Source organism: Streptomyces sp. NPDC056948 (genome assembly GCF_042674225.1).
Taxonomy (GTDB): domain Bacteria; phylum Actinomycetota; class Actinomycetes; order Streptomycetales; family Streptomycetaceae; genus Streptomyces; species Streptomyces purpurascens.
On record NZ_JBHUQX010000166.1, the window covers coordinates 1 to 18,725 of the forward strand.

Below are 18,725 nucleotides of genomic sequence, written 5' to 3' on the forward strand. Positions count from 1 at the left end.
CGCCCGCCCAGGGCGCGACGACGGGGCCCTCCTCGGCCAAGGCGGTCGCGAAGAAGATGATCGGCGACGACGCCCAGTACCAGTGCTTCTCCGAGATCGTCGAGCACGAGAGCGACTGGGACGTGAACGCCCGGAACGCCTCCAGCGGGGCCTACGGCCTGGTCCAGGCCCTGCCGGGCGGCAAGATGGCCTCGGCCGGATCCGACTGGAAGACCAACGCGGCCACCCAGATCGAGTGGGGCCTGGACTACATGAAGGACCGCTACGGCAGCGCCTGCGGCGCCTGGGACCACTGGCAGTCCCACCACTCGTACTGAGCCGGACCCACCCCCCCAAGACCGAAGGCGGCGGCCCCCCGATCCCCGGGGCCGTCGCCTTCGCCCCACTCAGCCGCCCGTACTGACGCGGAGTTCCTTCACACCGTTGATCCACGCCGAGCGCAGCCGACGCGGATCGTCGACCAGCCGCAGCCCCGGCATGGCGTCGGCGATGGCGTTGAAGATGAGGTCGATCTCCAGCACCGCGAGGGACTTGCCCAGGCAGTAGTGCGGGCCGCCCCCGCCGAACCCGAGGTGCGGGTTGGGATCGCGGGTGATGTCGAAGTCGTCCGGCTCGTCGAAGGCCTCCGGGTCGTGGTTGGCGGAGGCGTAGAACAGGCCGACGCGGTCACCCTTGCGGATCCGCTTGCCGCCCAGCTCGGTGTCCTGTGTGGCGGTGCGCTGGAAGGCGGCGACCGGGGTCGCCCAGCGCACGATCTCCTCCGCCGTCGTCGACGGGCGCTCCCTCTTGTACAGCTCCCACTGCTCGGGATGGGTGAGGAAGGCGTGCATGCCGTGGGTGATGGCGTTGCGGGTGGTCTCGTTGCCCGCGACGGCCAGCATCAGCACGAAGAAGCCGAACTCGTCCGAGTTGAGGTTGCCCTCGTTCTCCGCCGCGACCAGTTGCGTGACGATGTCATGGGCGGGGCACTGCTTGCGGTCGGCGGCCATGTTCATCGCGTAGGCGATGATCTCCGTGGCCGACTCGGCGCCGACCTCCTCGGTGATGGCGTACTCGGGATCGTCGTACGCGATCATCTTGTTGGACCAGTCGAAGATCTTGTCCCGGTCCTCCTGCGGGACGCCCATCAGCTCCGCTATCGCCTGGAGGGGCAGTTCGCAGGCGACCTGGGTGACGAAGTCGAAGGGCCCGGTGTGCGTGCGGGCGTTCGCGACGATCGCGAGGGCGCGGGCCCGCAGCCGCTCCTCCAGCGCGCGGATCGCCCGGGGCGTGAACCCGCGCTGCACGATCTGCCGGACCCGGGTGTGCTCCGGCGGGTCCATGTTGAGCAGGATGAACCGCTGGGCGTCGATGGAGTCCCGGTCGATGTGCTCGTTGAAGCGGATGATCGCCGTGTTGAGGTACGACGAGAACAACTCCGGGTGCGTGGAGACGTACTTGACGTCGGCGTGCCGGGTGACGGCCCAGTACCCCTCGTCCTGGAAGCCGGCGAGACCGGCCGGCTGCGGCACCCAGCAGACCGGCTCGACCCGGCGCAGCTCGGCGAACTCCGGCAGAGGCACGCGTTGATGCAGCAGGTCCGGGTCGGTGAAGTCGAACCCGTCGGGCAGCGCGGGACAGGGCATGGGCGGCTCCCACCACTCGTACCGACTCTTGTTCTGACGGCCCATCAGTTGTGCGGAGTTGCGGTGACGGTAGTAACGGGTTCTACAACTAGCAAGAGGCATGGACCCCTCAATTGCCCGCACGACCCTTGCGGTCACGGAGTGACCGTCAGCACACTGCTGACAGAACTAGAACGCGTACTAGTTCCGCGTAGCCTCCCGGAGAGGACCCGCACCCATGGCTGCCGAACCCGTGATCGTCGAAGCCGTACGCACCCCGATCGGCAAGCGCGGCGGCGCGCTCGCCCATCTGCACCCCGCCTACCTGCTGGGCGAGACCTACCGCGAACTCCTGGGCCGCACCGGCATCCCCGCCGACTGCGTCGAACAGATCGTCGGCGGTACGGTCACCCACGCCGGCGAGCAGTCCATGAACCCCGCGCGCACGGCCTGGCTCACGATGGGGCTGCCGTACGAGACGGCCGCGACGACCGTCGATGCGCAGTGCGGGTCGTCGCAGCAGGCCTCGCACATGCTGGCCAACATGGTCGCCACCGGCGTGATCGACGTCGGCATCTCGTGCGGGGTCGAGTCGATGTCCCGGGTGCCGCTGGGGTCGGGCTCGAAGCACGGGCCCGGCAAGCCGTTCCCCGACGAGTGGAACGTGGACCTGCCGAACCAGTTCGAGGCGGCCGAGCGGATCGCCCGCCATCGTGGCCTCACCCGCGAGAACGTCGACGCGCTGGGCCTCGCCTCCCAGGAACGGGCCGCCCACGCCTGGGCGGAGGAACGCTTCAAACGAGAGACCTTCGCCGTCCAGGTCCCGACGACGGAGGAGGAGCAGCACGCCGGGCAGGGCATGTGGCGCCTGGTCGACAGGGACGAGGGTCTGCGCGACACGTCGGCGGAGGCGCTGGCCTCCCTGAAGCCGATCATGCCTACGGCGGTGCATACGGCCGGCAACTCGTCGCAGATCTCCGACGGGGCGGCGGCGATCATGTGGGCGTCGAAACGGATGGCCAGGGCGCTGAAGTTGCGACCCCGGGCCCGGATCGTGGCTCAGGCGCTGGTGGGGGCGGACCCGCACTTCCACCTCGACGGACCGATCGACGCGACCAAGGCCGTGCTGGGCAAGGCCGGGATGTCCCTGAAGGACATCGACCTGGTCGAGATCAACGAGGCGTTCGCGTCCGTGGTGCTGAGCTGGGCGCAGGTCTTCGAGCAGGACCTGGAGAAGGTGAACGTGAACGGTGGCGCGATCGCGCTCGGGCACCCGGTGGGAGCCACCGGGGCCCGGCTCATCACGACGGCACTTCATGAACTGGAGCGCACGGACAAGGAGTTCGCGCTGATCACCATGTGTGCGGGGGGCGGTTTGGCCACCGGCACGATCATTCAGCGGCTGTAGTCGCCGTCGTCCAGTTGATGAAGGTGGAGAACGTGGCGGGGTCGAGGGTGAGGATCGGTCCCGCCGGGTTCTTGGAGTCGCGTATTGCGATGGTGGTGGGCGCTTCGGCGATCTCGAGGCACTGGCCTCCCTGGTCGCCGCTGTACGTCGACTTACGCCACTGAATCTCCATAGCGTTCCTCCATTACGCGCCGGATGAGCTCCGCCGAGTCATTGAGGGAAAGCGCGGCGGCCCGGAGGTGATCGTAACGGAGCGAACACTCCCTGACCGTGTCCGGGTTCGCGGTCGGATACCCGCTGCCGTACCCCTCCGTGTAGACGATGGTGGGGTCGCTCGAAAAGCGGTAGACGTCGAACGAGCCTTGCAGCCCCGCGTGCGCACCCGCCGAGAACGGCAACACCTGGACGTTGATCCGAGGGTTGCTCTCGAAGGACAACAGGTGGGCGAGTTGCTCCCGCATGACCCGGGAGCCACCGATCTCCAAGTGCAGCGCGGCCTCGCTGAGGACGGCCCAGAAGACGGGCGGCTCCGCCTTCTCAAAGACGCGCTGACGCGCCAGACGTACGGCCGTGCGGTCTTCGAGGTCGGTCTGGTCCAGCGCCCCGAGCACGGCCCCCGCGTACCCCTGGGTCTGCAGCAGACCGAGGACCATGTGCGTCTGGAAGGAGCAGATCTCGGTGGCCCGCATCTCCAGCTCGGCCACCTGCTGGAACCAGGCCGGGAGCCGACTCCGCAGAACCAGTTCCACCAGCCGGGAGAACATCCCGTCCGTGCCCAGCGCCGCATCCGCCCGTTCGCTGAACTCCGGCGTCGGGACCTTCCGCGCCGTCTCGATCTGGCCCACCAGCGAGCCGGTGTAGTTGAGGATTCCCCCGAGCTGCTTCAGCGTCAGGCCCGCCGCCTCCCTGTGCCGCCGCAGCTCGAAGCCGTAGTAGTCCAAGGGCGAGGCACCCGGGTCAAGGGCGTTGATGTTGGTCACGCAGAGCCCCTCTCACGCAACTCCGTCCACCACGGGACGGGTTGTATCCGTTCCGTAGCCGAGGGTAGTCACCGCACGTCAGCCTCGTCCTGTGAACGAATACTTTCCCGCCCAGTACACGATCCGCCTCACCGTCGGTGAACACGCCGCCCACCACATCCGCCGTATCGTCCGCTCGTTTCTCGGCGAGTGGGGTATGCCCGAGCTGTCCGACGCCGTCGAACTCGGCGTGACCGAGCTGCTCGCGAACGTCGTACGGCACGTCCCGGACAGGCGCTGCGCACTGCTGTTGCTGCGGCAGCCGCACGGCGTGCGGGTCGAGGTGTCGGACGGCAGCAACCGGCTGCCCGTCTCCCCGCCCCGGCCGGACCCGGAGTCCGAGAACGGCCGTGGACTGCTCCTGCTCGACGCGATGGCCGACAAGTGGGGCGTGTCGGTGTGGCGTGACGGTGGGAAGACCGTGTGGTTCGAATGCGGGGCCGAGTCCGTCGCTCTACAGTGAACAGTCCTGCTGAGCTCGGGGGACGGGTGCGATGGCGCGGATCGTTGGTGTGCACGGGGTGGGGAAGCAGCGGCTGGGGAGCAAGACGCTGCTGAAGGACTGGGAGCCGGCGCTCGCCGACGGGCTCGACCTGGCGGACGGCCCGGAACTCACCCCCGGTGAAATGCGGATGGCGTTCTACGGCGATCTGTTCCGGCCTCCCGGGCACACTCTGGCCGTCGGCGACCCGATGTTCACGGCGGACGACGTGGAGGACGGGTTCGAGTCGGAGCTGCTGCTGGAGTGGTGGGCGGAGGCGGCACGGGTCGATCCGGGCGTGCCGCCGCCCGGTGGGGACACCCTGGCCCGTTCACCCCGTGCCGCACAGACGGCCCTGCGGGTCCTCCAGCACTCGCGCTTCTTCGGCGATGTGACCCTGCGGGCGCTGGTCTTCGACCTGAAGCAGGTCCGCCGCTATCTGCTGGACGGGGAGCTGCGGGAGGCGGCCCGGAGCCGGGTCGAGGAGGCGATAGGCCCCGACACACGGGTCGTGGTGGCGCACTCGCTCGGCTCGGTCGTCGCGTACGAGGCGCTGTGCGCGCTCCAAGGGCACGGGGTGCGCGCGCTGGTGACGCTGGGTTCGCCGCTGGGGATGCGGATGGTGGTCGACCGGCTGCGGCCCGGCCCGGAAACATGGCCGGGAACGTCGTCGTGGACGAACGTCGTCGACGAGGGCGATGTCGTCGCCGCGGTGAAGGATCTGGGTCTGTTCTTCGGAACGGACGTCGTCGGCAAGGTCGTGCACAACGGCTCGCACGCGCACGACGCCACGCTCTATCTGACGGCGAAGGAGACGGGCAAAGCGGTGGCGGAGGGCCTGGCATGACCGGGACCGAGCCACGGCGCTTCCTCATCGCGACCGCTGTCAGCCACTACCCGAACGCGCCGGCGGAGCTGGAGTGGGACCGGCCCGGCCTGGTGGAGGCCCGTCGCAAGGTGGTGGAGCTGTTCACCGGCGAGCTCGGCTACACGCACGTGTCCGACCTCGGCCTGAACCCCAGCAAGCACCAACTGCTGCGTGAGTTGCGCGAGTTCTGCCGTGCCCCGGAGCGCCGTCCGGACGACGTCGTCGCCGTGTACGTCGCGGGGCACGGGGAGGTCCTCGACAACGGCGACTACGTCCTGCTCACCGCGGACACCGAGCCGGACGATCTGTACGACGCGCTGCTGCCCGGCACGCTGGCGCGCAAGATCCTCGCCGGGACGAAGGTGCGGCGGCTGCTGCTGATGCTCGACACCTGCTTCTCCGGGCAGGGCGGCAACGAACTGCTGGCTGCCATGGCCCGGTTGAAGAGCGACTGGCGGGAGGAGGAGGCCGGCTTGGCGGTGATCACGTCGGCCCAGCCACGAGAACTCGCGCAGACGGGTGCCTTCCCGGAGCTGCTGGCGGAGGCGGTGACCAGCCTGGCCACGGCCGGCTACACCCCGCCGCTGCTGGCCCTGGACGCGGTCGTGAACGCCACGCGCACCAATCCGAAACGCCCGGACTACCAGCACATCGGCCTGGAGATCATCGGCCTGACGGGCGAGGTCCCGCCGTTCCTGCCCAACGCGAAGCACAGCCACCGTCTCTCCCACACGGACATGGCTTTGCAACAGGCGGCGGAGTGGGACGAGCAGGACAAGCGCCGGGACGTGGAGTTCCGGACGCGGCTGCTGCGGCGGGCGATGGGGCACAGCGATCCGAGCCGGGTGGGCTGGTGGTTCTCGGGTCGCCACCGGGCTCTTCACGACATCACCGAGTGGCTCGGCGACCCGACGGCCGAGGCGTGCCCGGCGCTGGTGGTCACCGGGGCTCCCGGCTCGGGCAAGACCGCCGTACTGGGTCTGCTGGCGGCGGTGAGCGACCCCGAGTACCGGCGTACGGTGCCGCTGGCGTCGATCGGACTGCGCGACGATCAGCTTCCGCCCGCGCAGGCCATCGGAACGACCGTGTACGCGCAGAGCCTCACCGACCAGCAGATCGTGCGGGCGATCTGCGCGGCGCTGCGGCTGCCGCCGGCGGAGGCGGTGGCGGATCTGCTCAACCACCTCGGCGCCCGCCCCGAACCGGACCGCCCTCACGTCATCCTCATCGACGGGCTGGACGAGGCGGCGACGCCGACGACCCTGTGCGGCCAGGTGTTACGCCCGCTGATGGAACTGGCGGCCCCTCACCTGCGCCTTCTCCTCGGCACCCGCCCCCACCTCTTCGCTCCCCTCGGTCTGTGCCCGGACGGCCACATCGACCTCGACTCGCCCCTGTACGCCGACCCGGCCGCCGTGCTGGTCTACACGCTCCGCAACCTCCTGGACGCCCACCGGGACTCCCCGTATCTCGACTGCCCGAACGGCGTGCGGATGGGGGTCGCCCAGGCGGTCGCCGCAGCGGCCGGGCACTGCTTCCTGGTCGCCCGCATCACGGCGGGCACGCTCGCCGCGACCCCGGCCTTGCCCGACCCGGACGATCCCGTCTGGCGCCGCTCCCTGCCCAGCGCCGCGGCCGACGCCATGCACCGCGACCTGCACCAGCGTTTCGCCGAGGACGCCGACCGCATCCTCGACCTCCTCCGCCCCCTCGCCTACGCCGAGGGCCAGGGCCTCCCCTGGGAGGACATCTGGGCCCCACTCGCCTCGGAGCTCTCCGGCCGGCCGTACACCAACCACGACCTCTACCAACTGCGGCGCGACGCCGGGGCGTACGTCGTGGAGGCGGTGGAGGACGGGCGGTCGGTGTACCGGCTGTACCACGAGTCGATGGCGGAGTATCTGCGACAAGGCCAGGATGCGGGGCGGGCGCACCGGGCGTTCACGGTGGTGCTGCGGGGGGCGGTGCCGTATCACCTGGACGGGACACACGACTGGGGGCGGGCGCATCCGTACGCGCTGCGACACCTGGCCACCCACGCGGTCACCGCAGGCCTGCTCGACACGCTGCTGACCGACACCGAGTACCTGGTCCACGCGGACTGCGACACCCTCGCCCTCCACCTGCTGCGGGCCGAGAGCGACCTCGCGCGCCTGCATGCGGCGATCTACCTTCTCTCCCTCAACGTCCATCGCGAGCTGGACGTGACGAGCCGGCGCCAGGTCCTCGCGGTGAACGCCGCTCGGTTCAACGTGCCCGCGGTCTTGGAGGCGTTCAACAGCCGGTCGGCCAAGCGCGCGTGGAAGCCCGTCGCCGCGTCCGGCTGGCAGGTGTCGGCCAATATGCGGGGCGCCCTGGTCGGTCACACGGCTCCTGTGGGCGGGGTGGCGTGCACGGAGCTGAACGGCCGACCGGTCGCCGTCTCCGCTTCCCGGGACAACACCGTGCGGATCTGGGATCTGACCACCGCCCAGCCGCTCGGAGAACCGCTGTCCGGCCACACCGACTCGGTACAGGCGGTGGTGTGCACGGAGCTGAACGGCCGGCCGGTCGCCGTCACCGGCTCGAAGGACAGGACGGTCCGGATCTGGGACCTGACCACCGGCCGACCCGTGGGAGAGCCCCTGACAGGACACACCGACGCGGTGGAGGAGCTGGCGTGCACGGAGTTGGACGGCCGCCCGGTCGCCGTCACCGGCGCGGAGGACAGAACGGTCCGGATCTGGGACCTGACCACCGGCCGTCCCATGGGAGAGCCCCTGACCGTGAAGGGCCATGTGATCTCTCTCGCGTGCGCGGCGGTGCGTGGCCTGCCCATCGTCGTCGTCAGCGCAATCGGAGAGGATCTCTTCATGGTGGACCTGGCGTCCCAGCGCAGGCTGCGCGCTCTACGGGGCACCAGGAGCCTCTGGATCCTGGCCGTGGGATGTACATGGCTGGACAACCGCCCTGTCGCCGTTGGCCACGCACGGGACGGGACGATGCACCTCTGGGATCTGGAGACCGGCCGGCACCTGGCCGAGTGGCCAGGCCACGACGACTGGGCGTTCTCGCTGGTGTGCGCGGAGCTCGACGGCCGGCCGGTCGCGCTCGTCAGTCACCAGGACGCCACCGTCCGGACCTGGGACCTGACCACGCGGCAGCAGGTGGATCCCCCGCTGAAAGGTCACAGCGCCGGTGTCCTGTCCGTGGCATGCTCATCGCTCTCCGGACAACTGGTAGCCGTCACCGGATCGTTCGACGGCACGGTCCGGGTCTGGGACCTGTCGCCTCGCCAGGTCGCCGGCCACCCCGTAATCGGTCACACACACATGGTGTGGAGCCTCGCTCTGTCGTCCCTCGACGAACGCCCCGTCCTGGTCACCGGCTCCGGGGACAGCACCGTACGCGTGTGGGATCTTGCCGCCGGACTGCCTGCGGGCGAGCCCATGACCGGGCACACAGAGGGGGTGAGATCCCTGATCTGCACGATGCTGGGTGATCGCCCGGTCGCCGTCAGCGGTGGCGACATGGACTACACCGTGCGGACGTGGGACCTCTTGTCGGGCGGGCCCGCGGGGTCATCCATCCAGCTCGATTTCGAATCCGTGGCGCAGGTGGCGTGCACCCTCCTCGACGGCCGCCCGGTCGTCGTCGGCGCGACGTTGAAGGCGAAGGTACGGGTGTGGGATCTCGCCACGGGCGACGAGGTGTACCCACCCCTGGAGGGCCACGGCAGATGGGTCTCGGCCGTCGCGTGCACGGTGCTGGACGGCCGCCCGGTCGCCGTCACGGCGTCCACGGACGACAAGACCGTCCGGGTCTGGGATCTGACCAAGGGCCGAGCTCTGGGGGATCCCGGACCGGGCTATACGCAGGGGCCGATCGCCTGTACGACGCTGGGCGACCGCCCAGTGGTCCTGTTCGCCTCGGAAGACCATGCGATCCGGGTACGGGACCTCCGCACGCACCAGGACGTCGGGCCCGCGATGACCGGCCACACCCAGTTCGTGACCGCCCTGGTGTGCGCCGAGCTGGACGGCCGCCCGGTCGCCGTCACCGGCTCGGACGACAATACGGTCCGGATCTGGGACCTCCGCACCTTCAGCCTCATCGATGTCATCCACGTACCCGGTACGTGCCAAGCGGTGGCCCTGCACGAGAGCGGCCTCCTGGCCTGTGCCTTCGGCAGTGACATAGCCGTCTTCAGCAGAGACGCCCGTCAGCTGTCCTGATGAGCCAGCCGCGGATGGACGTCGTTCGGACTCCCTCCGTCCACGGTCACCGTCGTGGCCACGGGCGCGTACCCGCTGGCGATCAGGGAGTAGTCGCCCGTGTCCAGGTCGGTGAAGGCGTAGGCGCCGTCCGTGCCGGTGATGGCCGTGCCTACGACGTTCCCGGCGGCGTCGACGAGGGTGACCCGCGCGTCGGCCAGGGGGTTGCGGCCGTTGCCCGCGCGGACGACGCCCTGCAACCGCGCGCCGGGTTGCAGCAGTACCTCGAGGCCGGTGGTCGGGGCGCCGGACATCAGGGGGAGCGCGGCCGGGCGGTATCCGTTGGCGTTCACGGCGATCGTGAGGTCACCGGCGGGCAGATGGCCGAAGCCGAACGCGCCGGTCACGTCGGTCATGCCCGTGGCCAGGACGTCGCCGCGGATGTCCGTCACGACGACCGTCGCGCCTTCGACCGGCAGCCTGTCGTCGGCCGTGGCCACCGTGCCCGCGAGGCCGTTGCCGCCGGACAGGACCACGTCGTGGGGCAGCGGCTCCTCGCCGAGCGCGAGTGTGGTGGCCTGGGGCTGGTGGCCGTCCGCCGCCGCGATCAGGACGTACGAACCGGCCCCGGGGGCGGTCAGCCGGTAGCGGCCGGCGTCGTGTGCCACGGCCCGGCCTACCTGACGCCCGGCCAGGGAGATCAGGGTGAGCGTGGCGCCTTGCATGGCGTTTCCGGCGCCGTCGCTCACTCGGCCGGTGACGCCGGGGCCGATCGCAGCGACAGGCTCGGGCGCGGACCCTGCCCCGGGCGCGGACCGGGACGTGAGCGCAACCCCGGACGCGGACGCGGGCTCAGGCGCGGGCGCGGACCGGGACGCGCGCTCGGACCCGGACGCGCGCTCAGGCGCGGACTCGGCCCCGGGCTCGGACACCGGCTTCGGCTTGCGCAGCAGCACCGCCCCCACCAGCGCCGCCAGCAGCGCCAGGGACGCGGCGACGAGCAGGCAGAGCCGGAGGCCGTCGAGGAAGGACTCGGACAGGGCGCCCAGGGCGCGGCCGGTGTCGGCTCCCAGGTCCAGGCGGGCCACCGCTCCCAGTCCGGCGGCGTCGACGGCGGCGGTGACCTGATGGGCCGTCGCTCCGTGCACGCCGGCGTCGGCGAGGTGACCGGGCAGGGCGTCGGTGGCCTTGGTCGTCAGCAGCGTGCCCAGGACGGCGGGGCCGAGGGCGCCGCCGACCTGCCGGAAGGCGTTGTTGCCGGCCGCCGCCATACCGGCGAGGTGATGCGGCACGGACGCGACGGCGGTGGCGGTCATGGGGGTGATGACTAGGCCCATGCCGAGTCCGAGCAGCGCCAGTCGCCAGGCCAGCGGCCCGAACGCGGTGTGCGCGTCGAGGGCGGTGAGGGACAGCAGCGCGCCGGTGGTGGCGAGCAGGCCGGTGGTGATCAGGGCGCGGGCCGGGATGCGCCGCATCAGCGGTCCGACGACGACTCCGAGGAGCAGGCTCACCGCGGTCACCATCAGCATGCGGTAGCCCGCGTCGAGGGTGTCGAGCCGCTGCACCATGCCGAAGTAGAGGCTGAGGACGAAGAAGAAGCCGATCAGGCCCAGGAAGCTGATCATCGCGATGAGCGTGGTCGCGCTGAAGGCGGCGCTGCGGAACAGCGTCAGGTCCAGCATCGGGCTGGGGCTGCGCCGTTCGGCCAGGACGAAGGCGACGGCGCCGACGGCCGCGAGGGCCAGGGCGACGACGACCTGGGGCTCGGTGAAGGACTGTGCGCCGCCCTCGATGACGCCGTAGACGAGCGCGGTGATGGTCAGTGCGGCGGTGAACTGGCCGGGCCAGTCCAGCTTGCGCGAGCCGGGGGCCCGCGAGTCGGCGACCAGGGGAACGGCGACCGCCATGGTGAGGAGGGCCACGGGTATCGCGGGCAGGTAGATCCAGTGCCAGGCGGTGTGCTGGAGGATCACGCCCGCCATGAGGGGGCCGACGGCCAGCGCCAGCGACAGGGCGGCGGCCCACAGTCCGACGAACTTGGCGCGTTCGTGCGGGTTCGGCACGGCGTGGCTGATCAGCGCCAGTGTCGTGGGCAGCAGCGCCGCCGCGCCCGTCCCGGCCAGCGCCTGCCCGGCCCACAGCACCTGGACCGACTGCGCGCTCATCGCGACGGCGGCCCCGACGGCCGAGAACAGCAGGCCGGCCTGGAAGACCTTCTTGCGGCCGTGCACGTCTCCGACGACCCCGGCCGTCAGGATGAGCGCGGCCATGGGCAGGACGAACGCGTCCGAGACCCAGGACAGTTGGGAGGTCGAGGCGTGCAGGTCCCGCTGGATGGCGGGGAGACTGACGGAGACGGTGGTGACCGGCAGGTAGGCGACGAACACCCCGATGCAGGCCATCAGGAGTGTGGCTTTCGGACTCCGCCGAGGTCCGTCGGCCGTCGTTGCCACGTTCACAGAACCCTCCATGTCGATATTCGGGTGGACAGCGAGGCACACCTTTCAGCCACCCGCGGCCGAGAGCCAGCCAGGAGCCGCCCGGGTGCGGGAAACCGACATGCGGAGGGCACTTTCGACGGTTTTCCGACACCGGTGGGCAGGCGTACCGCTACGCGCCGGCGAACTGGCGCGTGAGGGTCCGGCGGTCGCGGCGGGCGACCAGTCGATCGGCTTCCGGAGTGCGCTGGTAGTACACCCGGCTGCCCTCCCGCGTCCGGTTCAGCAGCCCGACGCGATGCAGCCTCAGCAAGTGGTACGACACTGTCGAGGCGCTCATCCGGTGCCGTTCGGCGAGTTCCGTGGTCGTGCGGGCGCTGCCCAGGTCGGACAGGAGGAGCAGCCGGGCCTCCCCGATCACCTTGCCCAACGCGTCCGCCGCCGGCTCCTCCACCGGGAGGCCGCTCTTCGCGCCGTTCGCCCCGACCGGGTAGGCGAGATGGGTGCCGTCCTCGCCCCACGGGTCGTCCCGCAGCAGCCAGGTCGACACGAGCGGCGAGGGGTGCAGCACGATCCTGGTCGACTCGCACACCTTCCAGGAGCGCTCGTCGCGGATGTGCAGCGCGCCGGAGTCGTAGGAGACCGCGGGGTGCAGGGAGTTGAGCGTGGCGCTCAGTCCGCGTCTGGCCATGGAAGCGGCCCGGAGCCGGATGTCAGCCTCGATCTGGGACTGCGTGACATCCCAACGGTCCGCGAGGAACGCCAGCCAGTACTGCGCGAGTTCCGACGCCACCCGCTCGACGAACGATCGCTCCCCGGCCTCCAGGGCGGCGGCGATCGTCCGCATGTCCGCGGATACCCGCGACGGCCTTCCGTACTGTCCCCGCTTCAGGAAGCGGTCCATCTGGCGGGCGACCACGACGCTGGGTGTCGACGCCACCTGATGCAACTCCGCGTCCAGTGAGCCGTACAGGTCCCGGTGGGCGAAGAGGAAACCGGGCGCGTATGTCCGGGTCTCCCGGCGCAGCGCCATCAGCAGGTGCAGGTTCTTCCTGAACAGGACCTCCCGCGCCGCGGGGCGTTCGATGCGCAGTCCCGCGCCGTCGGCGGTCCTGCCGAGCCCCAGCAGAAACACCATCTGTGCCAACGGAGACATCGCGAACGTTGCATCGGTCAGCGCATCGGCACCCAAACGTACAGAAATCACTCGATCCCCCCGCCGTCCTCGGGCGGCAGCCGTCGATCCGGTCACGATCGACAGCCCCCCGTCGGATCGAGATCCTCACAGACGCATCAGGCGCCCCGCCAGATCATTTTCTCGCACATCCGGGACATTCCATCAGTCTCGAATCTTGTCGGGAGCACCTCTTTCGGCCAACCGCCAAACGGAGTGACGTGATCCTCCCTTCGACGTCGCTCCAAACTCTCATGTGAAGCGCTCTCCCCCGACGGCCACCGAGGAACACCCCGCTTTTCACATCCGGCCAACGCTTCGATGTTTCGTTGACGCGGTCATGTTCAGCCTGTGGAATCAAAGCCGAAAGAAGCCAGCCACCCCCACTTCAGGGAGAGAAATGCGTCGCAGCATTGCCGCCGCTATCGGTTCCGTCGCGCTCGTGGGTGCGACCGCTTTCGGTTTCGCCCAGACGGCCACCGCCGCCGACAGCGGCACCCAGGCCACCTACCTCTGGCTGTTCCAGCACGACGACTTCGGGGGCAGCAGCAAGAACTTCTCGGGTGACGACCGCGACCTCAGCGACACCTTCTGGAACGGCACGACGAGCCCGGTCAACAACGGTGCCAGCTCGATGAAGAACCAGACCAGCCGCGATGTGGCGCTCTATCAGAACGTCGGCTGCTCCGGCGACAACTACTTCGCCCGGGCCAACTCCGTCGACGCGGACTTCAGCAACAACGGGTTCGACAACAAGGCCAGTTGCGTGGACTTCCGCTAGACGCGACGAGGGCGGTGCAGAGATGTTTCCGACCGTGACACACCCCCGCGCCGCCCTCCTCACGGCGCTGGCGATCCTGGCGACAGGCTGCGCGGCGAGTGCCGCGCCCCGGAGCGACAGCGCCCCCGAGCCCGTGGCCCCCACCGCCGAGGTGCGGGGCCTGATCCTGCCGTTCGACGCCTACGAGCCCTCCCATCAGGAGTCGTTCGTGGTCGCCGAGGCGCGCGATCTGCTGATGCGGTCGTGCATGCGGGCCCGCGGCCATGACTGGAAGGTCCTCGATTATCCCGCGCATATCGACGACCTGAAGAACCGGCGGCGATACGGGGTCATCGAAATAGCGGTGGCCCGGAAACTCGGCTATCACGCGACCTCGGCGGTATTGTCGGCGGGCACCGACATCACGAACCTGCGCAAGAAACGCGACGAACAACTCGGATCCGCCGGCATACGAGCGGCCTACGACGAGAAGAACGGCTGCGGATACAAGGCGAACGACCAACTTCAGCGCGACGGGGCGAATGCCGACTACGACCGTTTCAACCGGCTGAGTTCCGAACTGCTGGCGCGGGCCAAGAAGGAGCCGGAGTCGCGCGCGGCGCTGAAGAACTGGGAAACGTGCATGCGGCAGAAGGGCTTCGGCTACCGGACGCCCGACGAGTCCATCGCCGACTCCCGCTGGTGGTCCCGGAAACCGCCCGGGGCGTCGCACGAAGAGATCGCCACAGCCGTGGCGGACGTCCGGTGCAAACAGCGGACGCGCCTGGTCGCCGTCCTGTTCGGGGCGGAGTCCCGGCTGCAGCGGCAGTCCGTGGCCGGCAATCGCGCCTACTTCGCCCGGCTCGCCGCCGCGAAGGCCGGGAGCCTGGAACAGGCCAGGGAGATCATCGACCGGCACTGACGGAACGGCCCGCCTTGTCCCGCGCCCCCGACACGGCACGCCCCGCGACCGCCGGCCGCGGCCCCGTCAGCACGTAGACGAGCCCGAAGCCCGCCCCGACCACGACCGCCCCGCCCACCGCGTCGATCACCCAGTGGTTCGCCGTCACGACTATCGCGGACCCGGTGAGCAGCGGATGCAGCAGCCCCAGGGCCTTCGTCCACCACCGGCGCGCCAGGACGGCGATGACGACGCCGCACCACAGCGACCAGCCGAAGTGCAGGGACGGCATGGCGGCGTACTGGTTGGTGACGTCCGTGAGCGTGCCGTAGTCGGGTCGGGAGAAGTCCTGGACGCCGTGGACGGTGTCGATGAAGCCGAGCGTCGGCATCAGCCGCGGCGGGGCCAGCGGGTAGAGCCAGAAGCCGGCCAGGGCGAGCAGGGTGGCGAAGCCGAGGGCGGAGCGGGCCCAGCGGTACTCGGCGGGGCGGCGCCAGTACAGGACGGCGAGGACGGCCAGCGGGACGACGAAGTGGAACGACTCGTAGTAGAAGTCGAAGAAGGCCCGTAGCCAGTCGGTCCGCACCACGGCGTGGTTGGCCCAGTGCTCGATGTCGAGGTGCAGGGCGCGTTCCAGGCCGAGGATCTGCCAGGCGTGCTCCTCGGCCTCGGCCCGGCCGGCCGAGATGCTGCCCCCGGTGGCGGCGAGCCGGACCTGGGAGTAGGCGGCGTAGGCGACCCGCAGGAGGAGAAGCTCCAGGAGGAGGTTCGGCCGGGTGAGGACCCGGCGCAGGAAGGGCAGCAGCGGTACGTGCCGGAAGCGGGCCGGGGCGGCGGGCGCGTACTCGGTCGGTATCGGCGACCGGTAGTGCGGAGAGGCGCGGGACAGGAACGGGACGGCCACGGCGGCGGCCAGGGCCGCCAGCAGGACGAGGTCGGTGCGCAGCGGGTCCAGTGCCGCCATGTCCGGAAGCAGCAGCCTGGTCGGCAGGGTCATGACCAGGACGACGGCGACCGGCCATACGTACCGGTCACGAGCGCGTCTGCCGGCCCGGCCGACGACCGCGAGCAGCACCCACAGCAACTGGTGCTGCCAGGCCGCGGGTGAGACGACGATGGCGGCGCAGCCGGTGATCGCGACGGCGAGCAGCAACTGGCCGTCGGCGACGTACCGCACGGCGCGGCGCAGGGCGAGGACGGCGACGGCCGCGCCGAGGACCAGGAAGAGCGCGACCTCCAGGGGGCCGTTCAGGCCGAGCCGCAGCAGGGCGCCGTGCAGGGACTGGTTGCCGAGGTCGTCGGCCCGGCCGCCGAGGCCGACGCCGGCGAGGTGGTGGACCCAGTAGATGGCGGAGTCGCGCGGCATCGCCGCCCAGGCGAGCGCGGTGCAGGCGGCGAAGGTGACGCCGCCGGAGAGCGCGGCGCGTCCGCGGCCGGTGCACCACAGCAGGGGCGTGAAGAGCAGCAGGGTGGGCTGGAGCGCGGCCGCGACTCCGATGAGCAGACCGCTGGTCCGCTGGCCGTGGGCGACGAAGCAGCCCAGCAGGACGAGCAGGACCGGGATGATGCTGGACTGACCGAGCCACAGGGTGTTGCGGACCGGCAGGGACAGCATGAGCAGGCCGATGGCGACGGGGGCGGCCAGCAGTGCGGTGCGGCGGCCGACGGGCTGGGGCAGGGCGCGGGCGGCGATCAGCCCGAGGGCGGCGACCAGCAGCAGCGTGCCGAAGGTCCAGCCCCAGCCGAGGGCCTGTTCGGCCGAACGGGTGAGGGGCTTGAGGGCGAGCCCGTTGAAGGGGGTTCCGGTGAAGCGGGTCGAGTCGTAGAGCGAGCCGTTGACGTGCAGGACGCCGTTCGGCCCGACCCAGGTCTCCAGGTCCGTCAGCCGCTCCCCGCGCGGGGTGCCGAGGACGACGGCCACCTGCCGTGCCGCGAGGACGGCGACGATCAGCCACAGCCCGAGGCAGGCCATGCGCAGGCGTGCGTGAGGTCTGCCGACGGCTGTCGCTCCGAAGGATTCCGTCGGTCGTCCGCTGCGCTCCGCATTCGTCACGCCTCGTCGGCCTTCTACCCTGTATGACCTGTATGCCCCCTTCGTCCGGTTGACGATAGTGCGCGAGACGCGCGGTTGCCTCTCGTGAACGCGAGAAGGATCACATCAAGATCACGTGGGAACCGCTCCCGGCCGGGCAAGCGTGCCTGCATAGCCGGTGTTTAGATGCACCCTGCAACGAAAGGCATACCGCCCGTGAGCGGGCATTCCCCGCCTATCGTCGCTTTTTCGGCCCGTACGACAGCGCCGCCGCGCGGACCGCGCCCCTGTCCCCGATGAAAGGTAGGCGAGCGAGTCTTGTGACTGCCTCAGTCATTGCTCCCACGTCCGCGCTCAAGAGCCGCACGGCGAAGGCCCACGACACCACCGTCACCGACCCCGCGCTCGTCAAGCGCGCCGTGAAGGCGGCCGCGCTGGGCAACGCGATGGAATGGTTCGACTTCGGTGTCTACAGCTACATCGCGGTCACCCTGGGCAAGGTCTTCTTCCCGTCGGGCAACCCCACCGCGCAGCTCCTCTCCACGTTCGGCGCCTTCGCCGCGGCCTTCCTGGTCCGCCCCCTCGGCGGCATGGTCTTCGGCCCGCTCGGCGACCGCGTCGGGCGCCAGAAGGTCCTCGCGCTCACCATGATCATGATGGCCGCGGGCACCTTCGCGATCGGTCTGATCCCGTCGTACGCGACGATCGGTGTCGGCGCGCCGATCCTGCTCCTCGTGGCCCGCCTCGTGCAGGGCTTCTCCACCGGCGGCGAGTACGCGGGCGCCTCCACCTTCATCGCCGAGTACGCCCCCGACAAGCGGCGCGGCTTCCTCGGTAGCTGGCTGGAGTTCGGCACCCTCGCCGGCTACATCGGCGGCGCGGGCCTGGTCACCCTGATGACCGCCCTGCTCTCCACCGACGACCTCACCTCCTGGGGCTGGCGCATCCCGTTCCTGATCGCGGGCCCGATGGGCATCATCGGCCTCTACCTGCGGATGCGCCTGGAGGAGACCCCGGCGTTCGCGGCCGAGGTCGAGAAGGCCGAGACGAACCGGCCCAAGGTGCCGCTGCGCGAGATGGTCACCGGCCAGTGGCGCGCGCTGCTGCTCTGCGTCGGCCTGGTGCTGGTCTTCAACGTCACCGACTACATGCTGCTGTCGTACATGCCGAGCTACCTGACCAGTGAGCTCCACTACGACGAGACGCACGGTCTGCTCGTCGTCCTCGGTGTGATGGCGCTGATGATGATCGCCCAGCCGTTCGTCGGCGCGCTGACCGACCGCGTCGGCCGCCGCCCGGTGATCGCCACCGGCTGTGCGGGCTTCCTGCTGCTGTCCGTCCCGGCCCTGCTGCTGATCCGCCAGGGCAGCCTGCTCGCGGTCGGGCTCGGCATGGGCGCGCTGGGCATGCTGCTGGTGTGCTTCACGGCGGCGATGCCCTCGGCGCTCCCGGCGCTGTTCCCGACCCGGGTCCGCTACGGCTCGCTCTCCATCGGCTTCAACGTCTCCGTGTCCCTGTTCGGCGGCACGACCCCGCTGGTGGTCACGGCCCTGATCGGCGCGACCGGGAACATGATGATGCCCGCGTACTACATGATGGCCGCGGCCGTGATCGGCGGTTTCGCGGTGTGGCGCATGACGGAGTCGGCGGGGCGCCCGCTGCCGGGCTCGGCACCGTCCGTGACGGGCTGAGACACGCCGGGTGAAATCCCCCTGGCAGCGGACCGCCGCACCAACTATCTTCGACAGCGCCAGTAGTTAGGGAAGCTAACTATGCGTACGAAAGGTAGAGGTGCATGAGCGAGTCGCACGTCTGGGACGAGGTCGACGCCTACTTCACCGCCCACC

Annotated in this window: 14 protein-coding genes; 8 read left to right on the forward strand and 6 right to left on the reverse strand. The window is 70.2% G+C overall.

Annotation, left to right across the window (positions count from 1 at the left end; genetic code table 11):
- The coding region (locus ACFTZL_RS21920) for a transglycosylase SLT domain-containing protein (protein WP_382585272.1) at nucleotides 1–317 on the forward strand (317 nt) is incomplete at its 5' end.
- 69 nt (nucleotides 318–386) lie between these two features.
- On the opposite strand, the gene ACFTZL_RS21925 is transcribed toward ACFTZL_RS21920, so the two are convergent.
- Nucleotides 387–1,625 (reverse strand): cytochrome P450, encoded by a 1,239-nt coding sequence (locus ACFTZL_RS21925; RefSeq protein WP_382585275.1) that lies wholly within the window; start codon nucleotides 1,623–1,625, stop codon nucleotides 387–389.
- A 217-nt stretch (nucleotides 1,626–1,842) separates the two neighbouring features.
- Here ACFTZL_RS21925 and ACFTZL_RS21930 point away from each other — a divergent pair, with 217 nt between their 5' ends.
- On the forward strand, nucleotides 1,843–3,012 hold the full coding sequence (locus tag ACFTZL_RS21930) for a steroid 3-ketoacyl-CoA thiolase (protein ID WP_382585278.1): 1,170 nt from the start codon (nucleotides 1,843–1,845) through the stop codon (nucleotides 3,010–3,012).
- On the opposite strand, the gene ACFTZL_RS21935 is transcribed toward ACFTZL_RS21930, so the two are convergent.
- Nucleotides 2,996–3,184, reverse strand: coding sequence for a DUF397 domain-containing protein (locus tag ACFTZL_RS21935; protein WP_382585281.1), 189 nt, complete (start codon nucleotides 3,182–3,184; stop codon nucleotides 2,996–2,998). The two genes, ACFTZL_RS21930 and ACFTZL_RS21935, sit on opposite strands and share 17 nt — an antisense overlap.
- On the reverse strand, nucleotides 3,165–3,992 hold the full coding sequence (locus tag ACFTZL_RS21940) for a helix-turn-helix domain-containing protein (protein ID WP_382585284.1): 828 nt from the start codon (nucleotides 3,990–3,992) through the stop codon (nucleotides 3,165–3,167). The genes ACFTZL_RS21935 and ACFTZL_RS21940 overlap by 20 nt, the downstream gene beginning before the upstream one ends.
- A gap of 91 nt (nucleotides 3,993–4,083) precedes the next feature.
- Between ACFTZL_RS21940 and ACFTZL_RS21945 the strand changes: the two genes are divergently transcribed.
- From ACFTZL_RS21945 to ACFTZL_RS21955, 3 genes are read left to right on the forward strand one after another with little or no spacing between them, the layout of a single operon-like run.
- Nucleotides 4,084–4,494, forward strand: a complete 411-nt coding sequence (locus tag ACFTZL_RS21945; protein ID WP_382585286.1) for an ATP-binding protein — start codon at nucleotides 4,084–4,086, stop codon at nucleotides 4,492–4,494.
- Between the two features lie 31 nt (nucleotides 4,495–4,525).
- Nucleotides 4,526–5,359, forward strand: a complete 834-nt coding sequence (locus ACFTZL_RS21950) for a hypothetical protein (RefSeq protein WP_382585289.1) — start codon at nucleotides 4,526–4,528, stop codon at nucleotides 5,357–5,359.
- The gene (locus tag ACFTZL_RS21955; protein WP_382585292.1) at nucleotides 5,356–9,594 is read left to right on the forward strand and encodes an AAA family ATPase; all 4,239 of its coding nucleotides are present in this window, start codon (nucleotides 5,356–5,358) and stop codon (nucleotides 9,592–9,594) included. Before ACFTZL_RS21950 ends, ACFTZL_RS21955 begins: the two co-directional genes overlap by 4 nt.
- Here the strand turns inward: ACFTZL_RS21955 and ACFTZL_RS21960 are convergent.
- Together ACFTZL_RS21960 and ACFTZL_RS21965 are read right to left on the reverse strand one after the other, a co-directional pair.
- Nucleotides 9,582–12,032: an MFS transporter gene (locus tag ACFTZL_RS21960; RefSeq protein WP_382585295.1), complete on the reverse strand. Its 2,451-nt coding sequence runs from the start codon at nucleotides 12,030–12,032 to the stop codon at nucleotides 9,582–9,584. The genes ACFTZL_RS21955 and ACFTZL_RS21960 overlap by 13 nt on opposite strands.
- A 151-nt stretch (nucleotides 12,033–12,183) precedes the next feature.
- Nucleotides 12,184–13,167, reverse strand: coding sequence for an ArsR family transcriptional regulator (locus ACFTZL_RS21965; RefSeq protein WP_382585298.1), 984 nt, complete (start codon nucleotides 13,165–13,167; stop codon nucleotides 12,184–12,186).
- A 460-nt stretch (nucleotides 13,168–13,627) separates the two neighbouring features.
- Between ACFTZL_RS21965 and ACFTZL_RS21970 the strand changes: the two genes are divergently transcribed.
- Together ACFTZL_RS21970 and ACFTZL_RS21975 are read left to right on the forward strand one after the other, a co-directional pair.
- Nucleotides 13,628–13,966: a peptidase inhibitor family I36 protein gene (locus tag ACFTZL_RS21970; RefSeq protein ID WP_382585301.1), complete on the forward strand. Its 339-nt coding sequence runs from the start codon at nucleotides 13,628–13,630 to the stop codon at nucleotides 13,964–13,966.
- Nucleotides 13,967–14,000: 34 nt separating this feature from the next.
- Complete coding sequence (locus ACFTZL_RS21975) at nucleotides 14,001–14,867, forward strand: hypothetical protein (RefSeq protein ID WP_382585304.1); 867 nt, start codon at nucleotides 14,001–14,003, stop codon at nucleotides 14,865–14,867.
- Here ACFTZL_RS21975 and ACFTZL_RS21980 read toward each other — a convergent pair.
- On the reverse strand, nucleotides 14,851–16,899 hold the full coding sequence (locus ACFTZL_RS21980) for a phosphatase PAP2 family protein (RefSeq protein WP_382585307.1): 2,049 nt from the start codon (nucleotides 16,897–16,899) through the stop codon (nucleotides 14,851–14,853). The two genes, ACFTZL_RS21975 and ACFTZL_RS21980, sit on opposite strands and share 17 nt — an antisense overlap.
- Nucleotides 16,900–17,174: 275 nt before the next feature.
- Here ACFTZL_RS21980 and proP point away from each other — a divergent pair, with 275 nt between their 5' ends.
- Nucleotides 17,175–18,569, forward strand: a complete 1,395-nt coding sequence (proP, locus tag ACFTZL_RS21985) for a glycine betaine/L-proline transporter ProP (RefSeq protein WP_382585310.1) — start codon at nucleotides 17,175–17,177, stop codon at nucleotides 18,567–18,569.
- The last annotated feature ends 156 nt before the right edge of the window (nucleotides 18,570–18,725 follow it).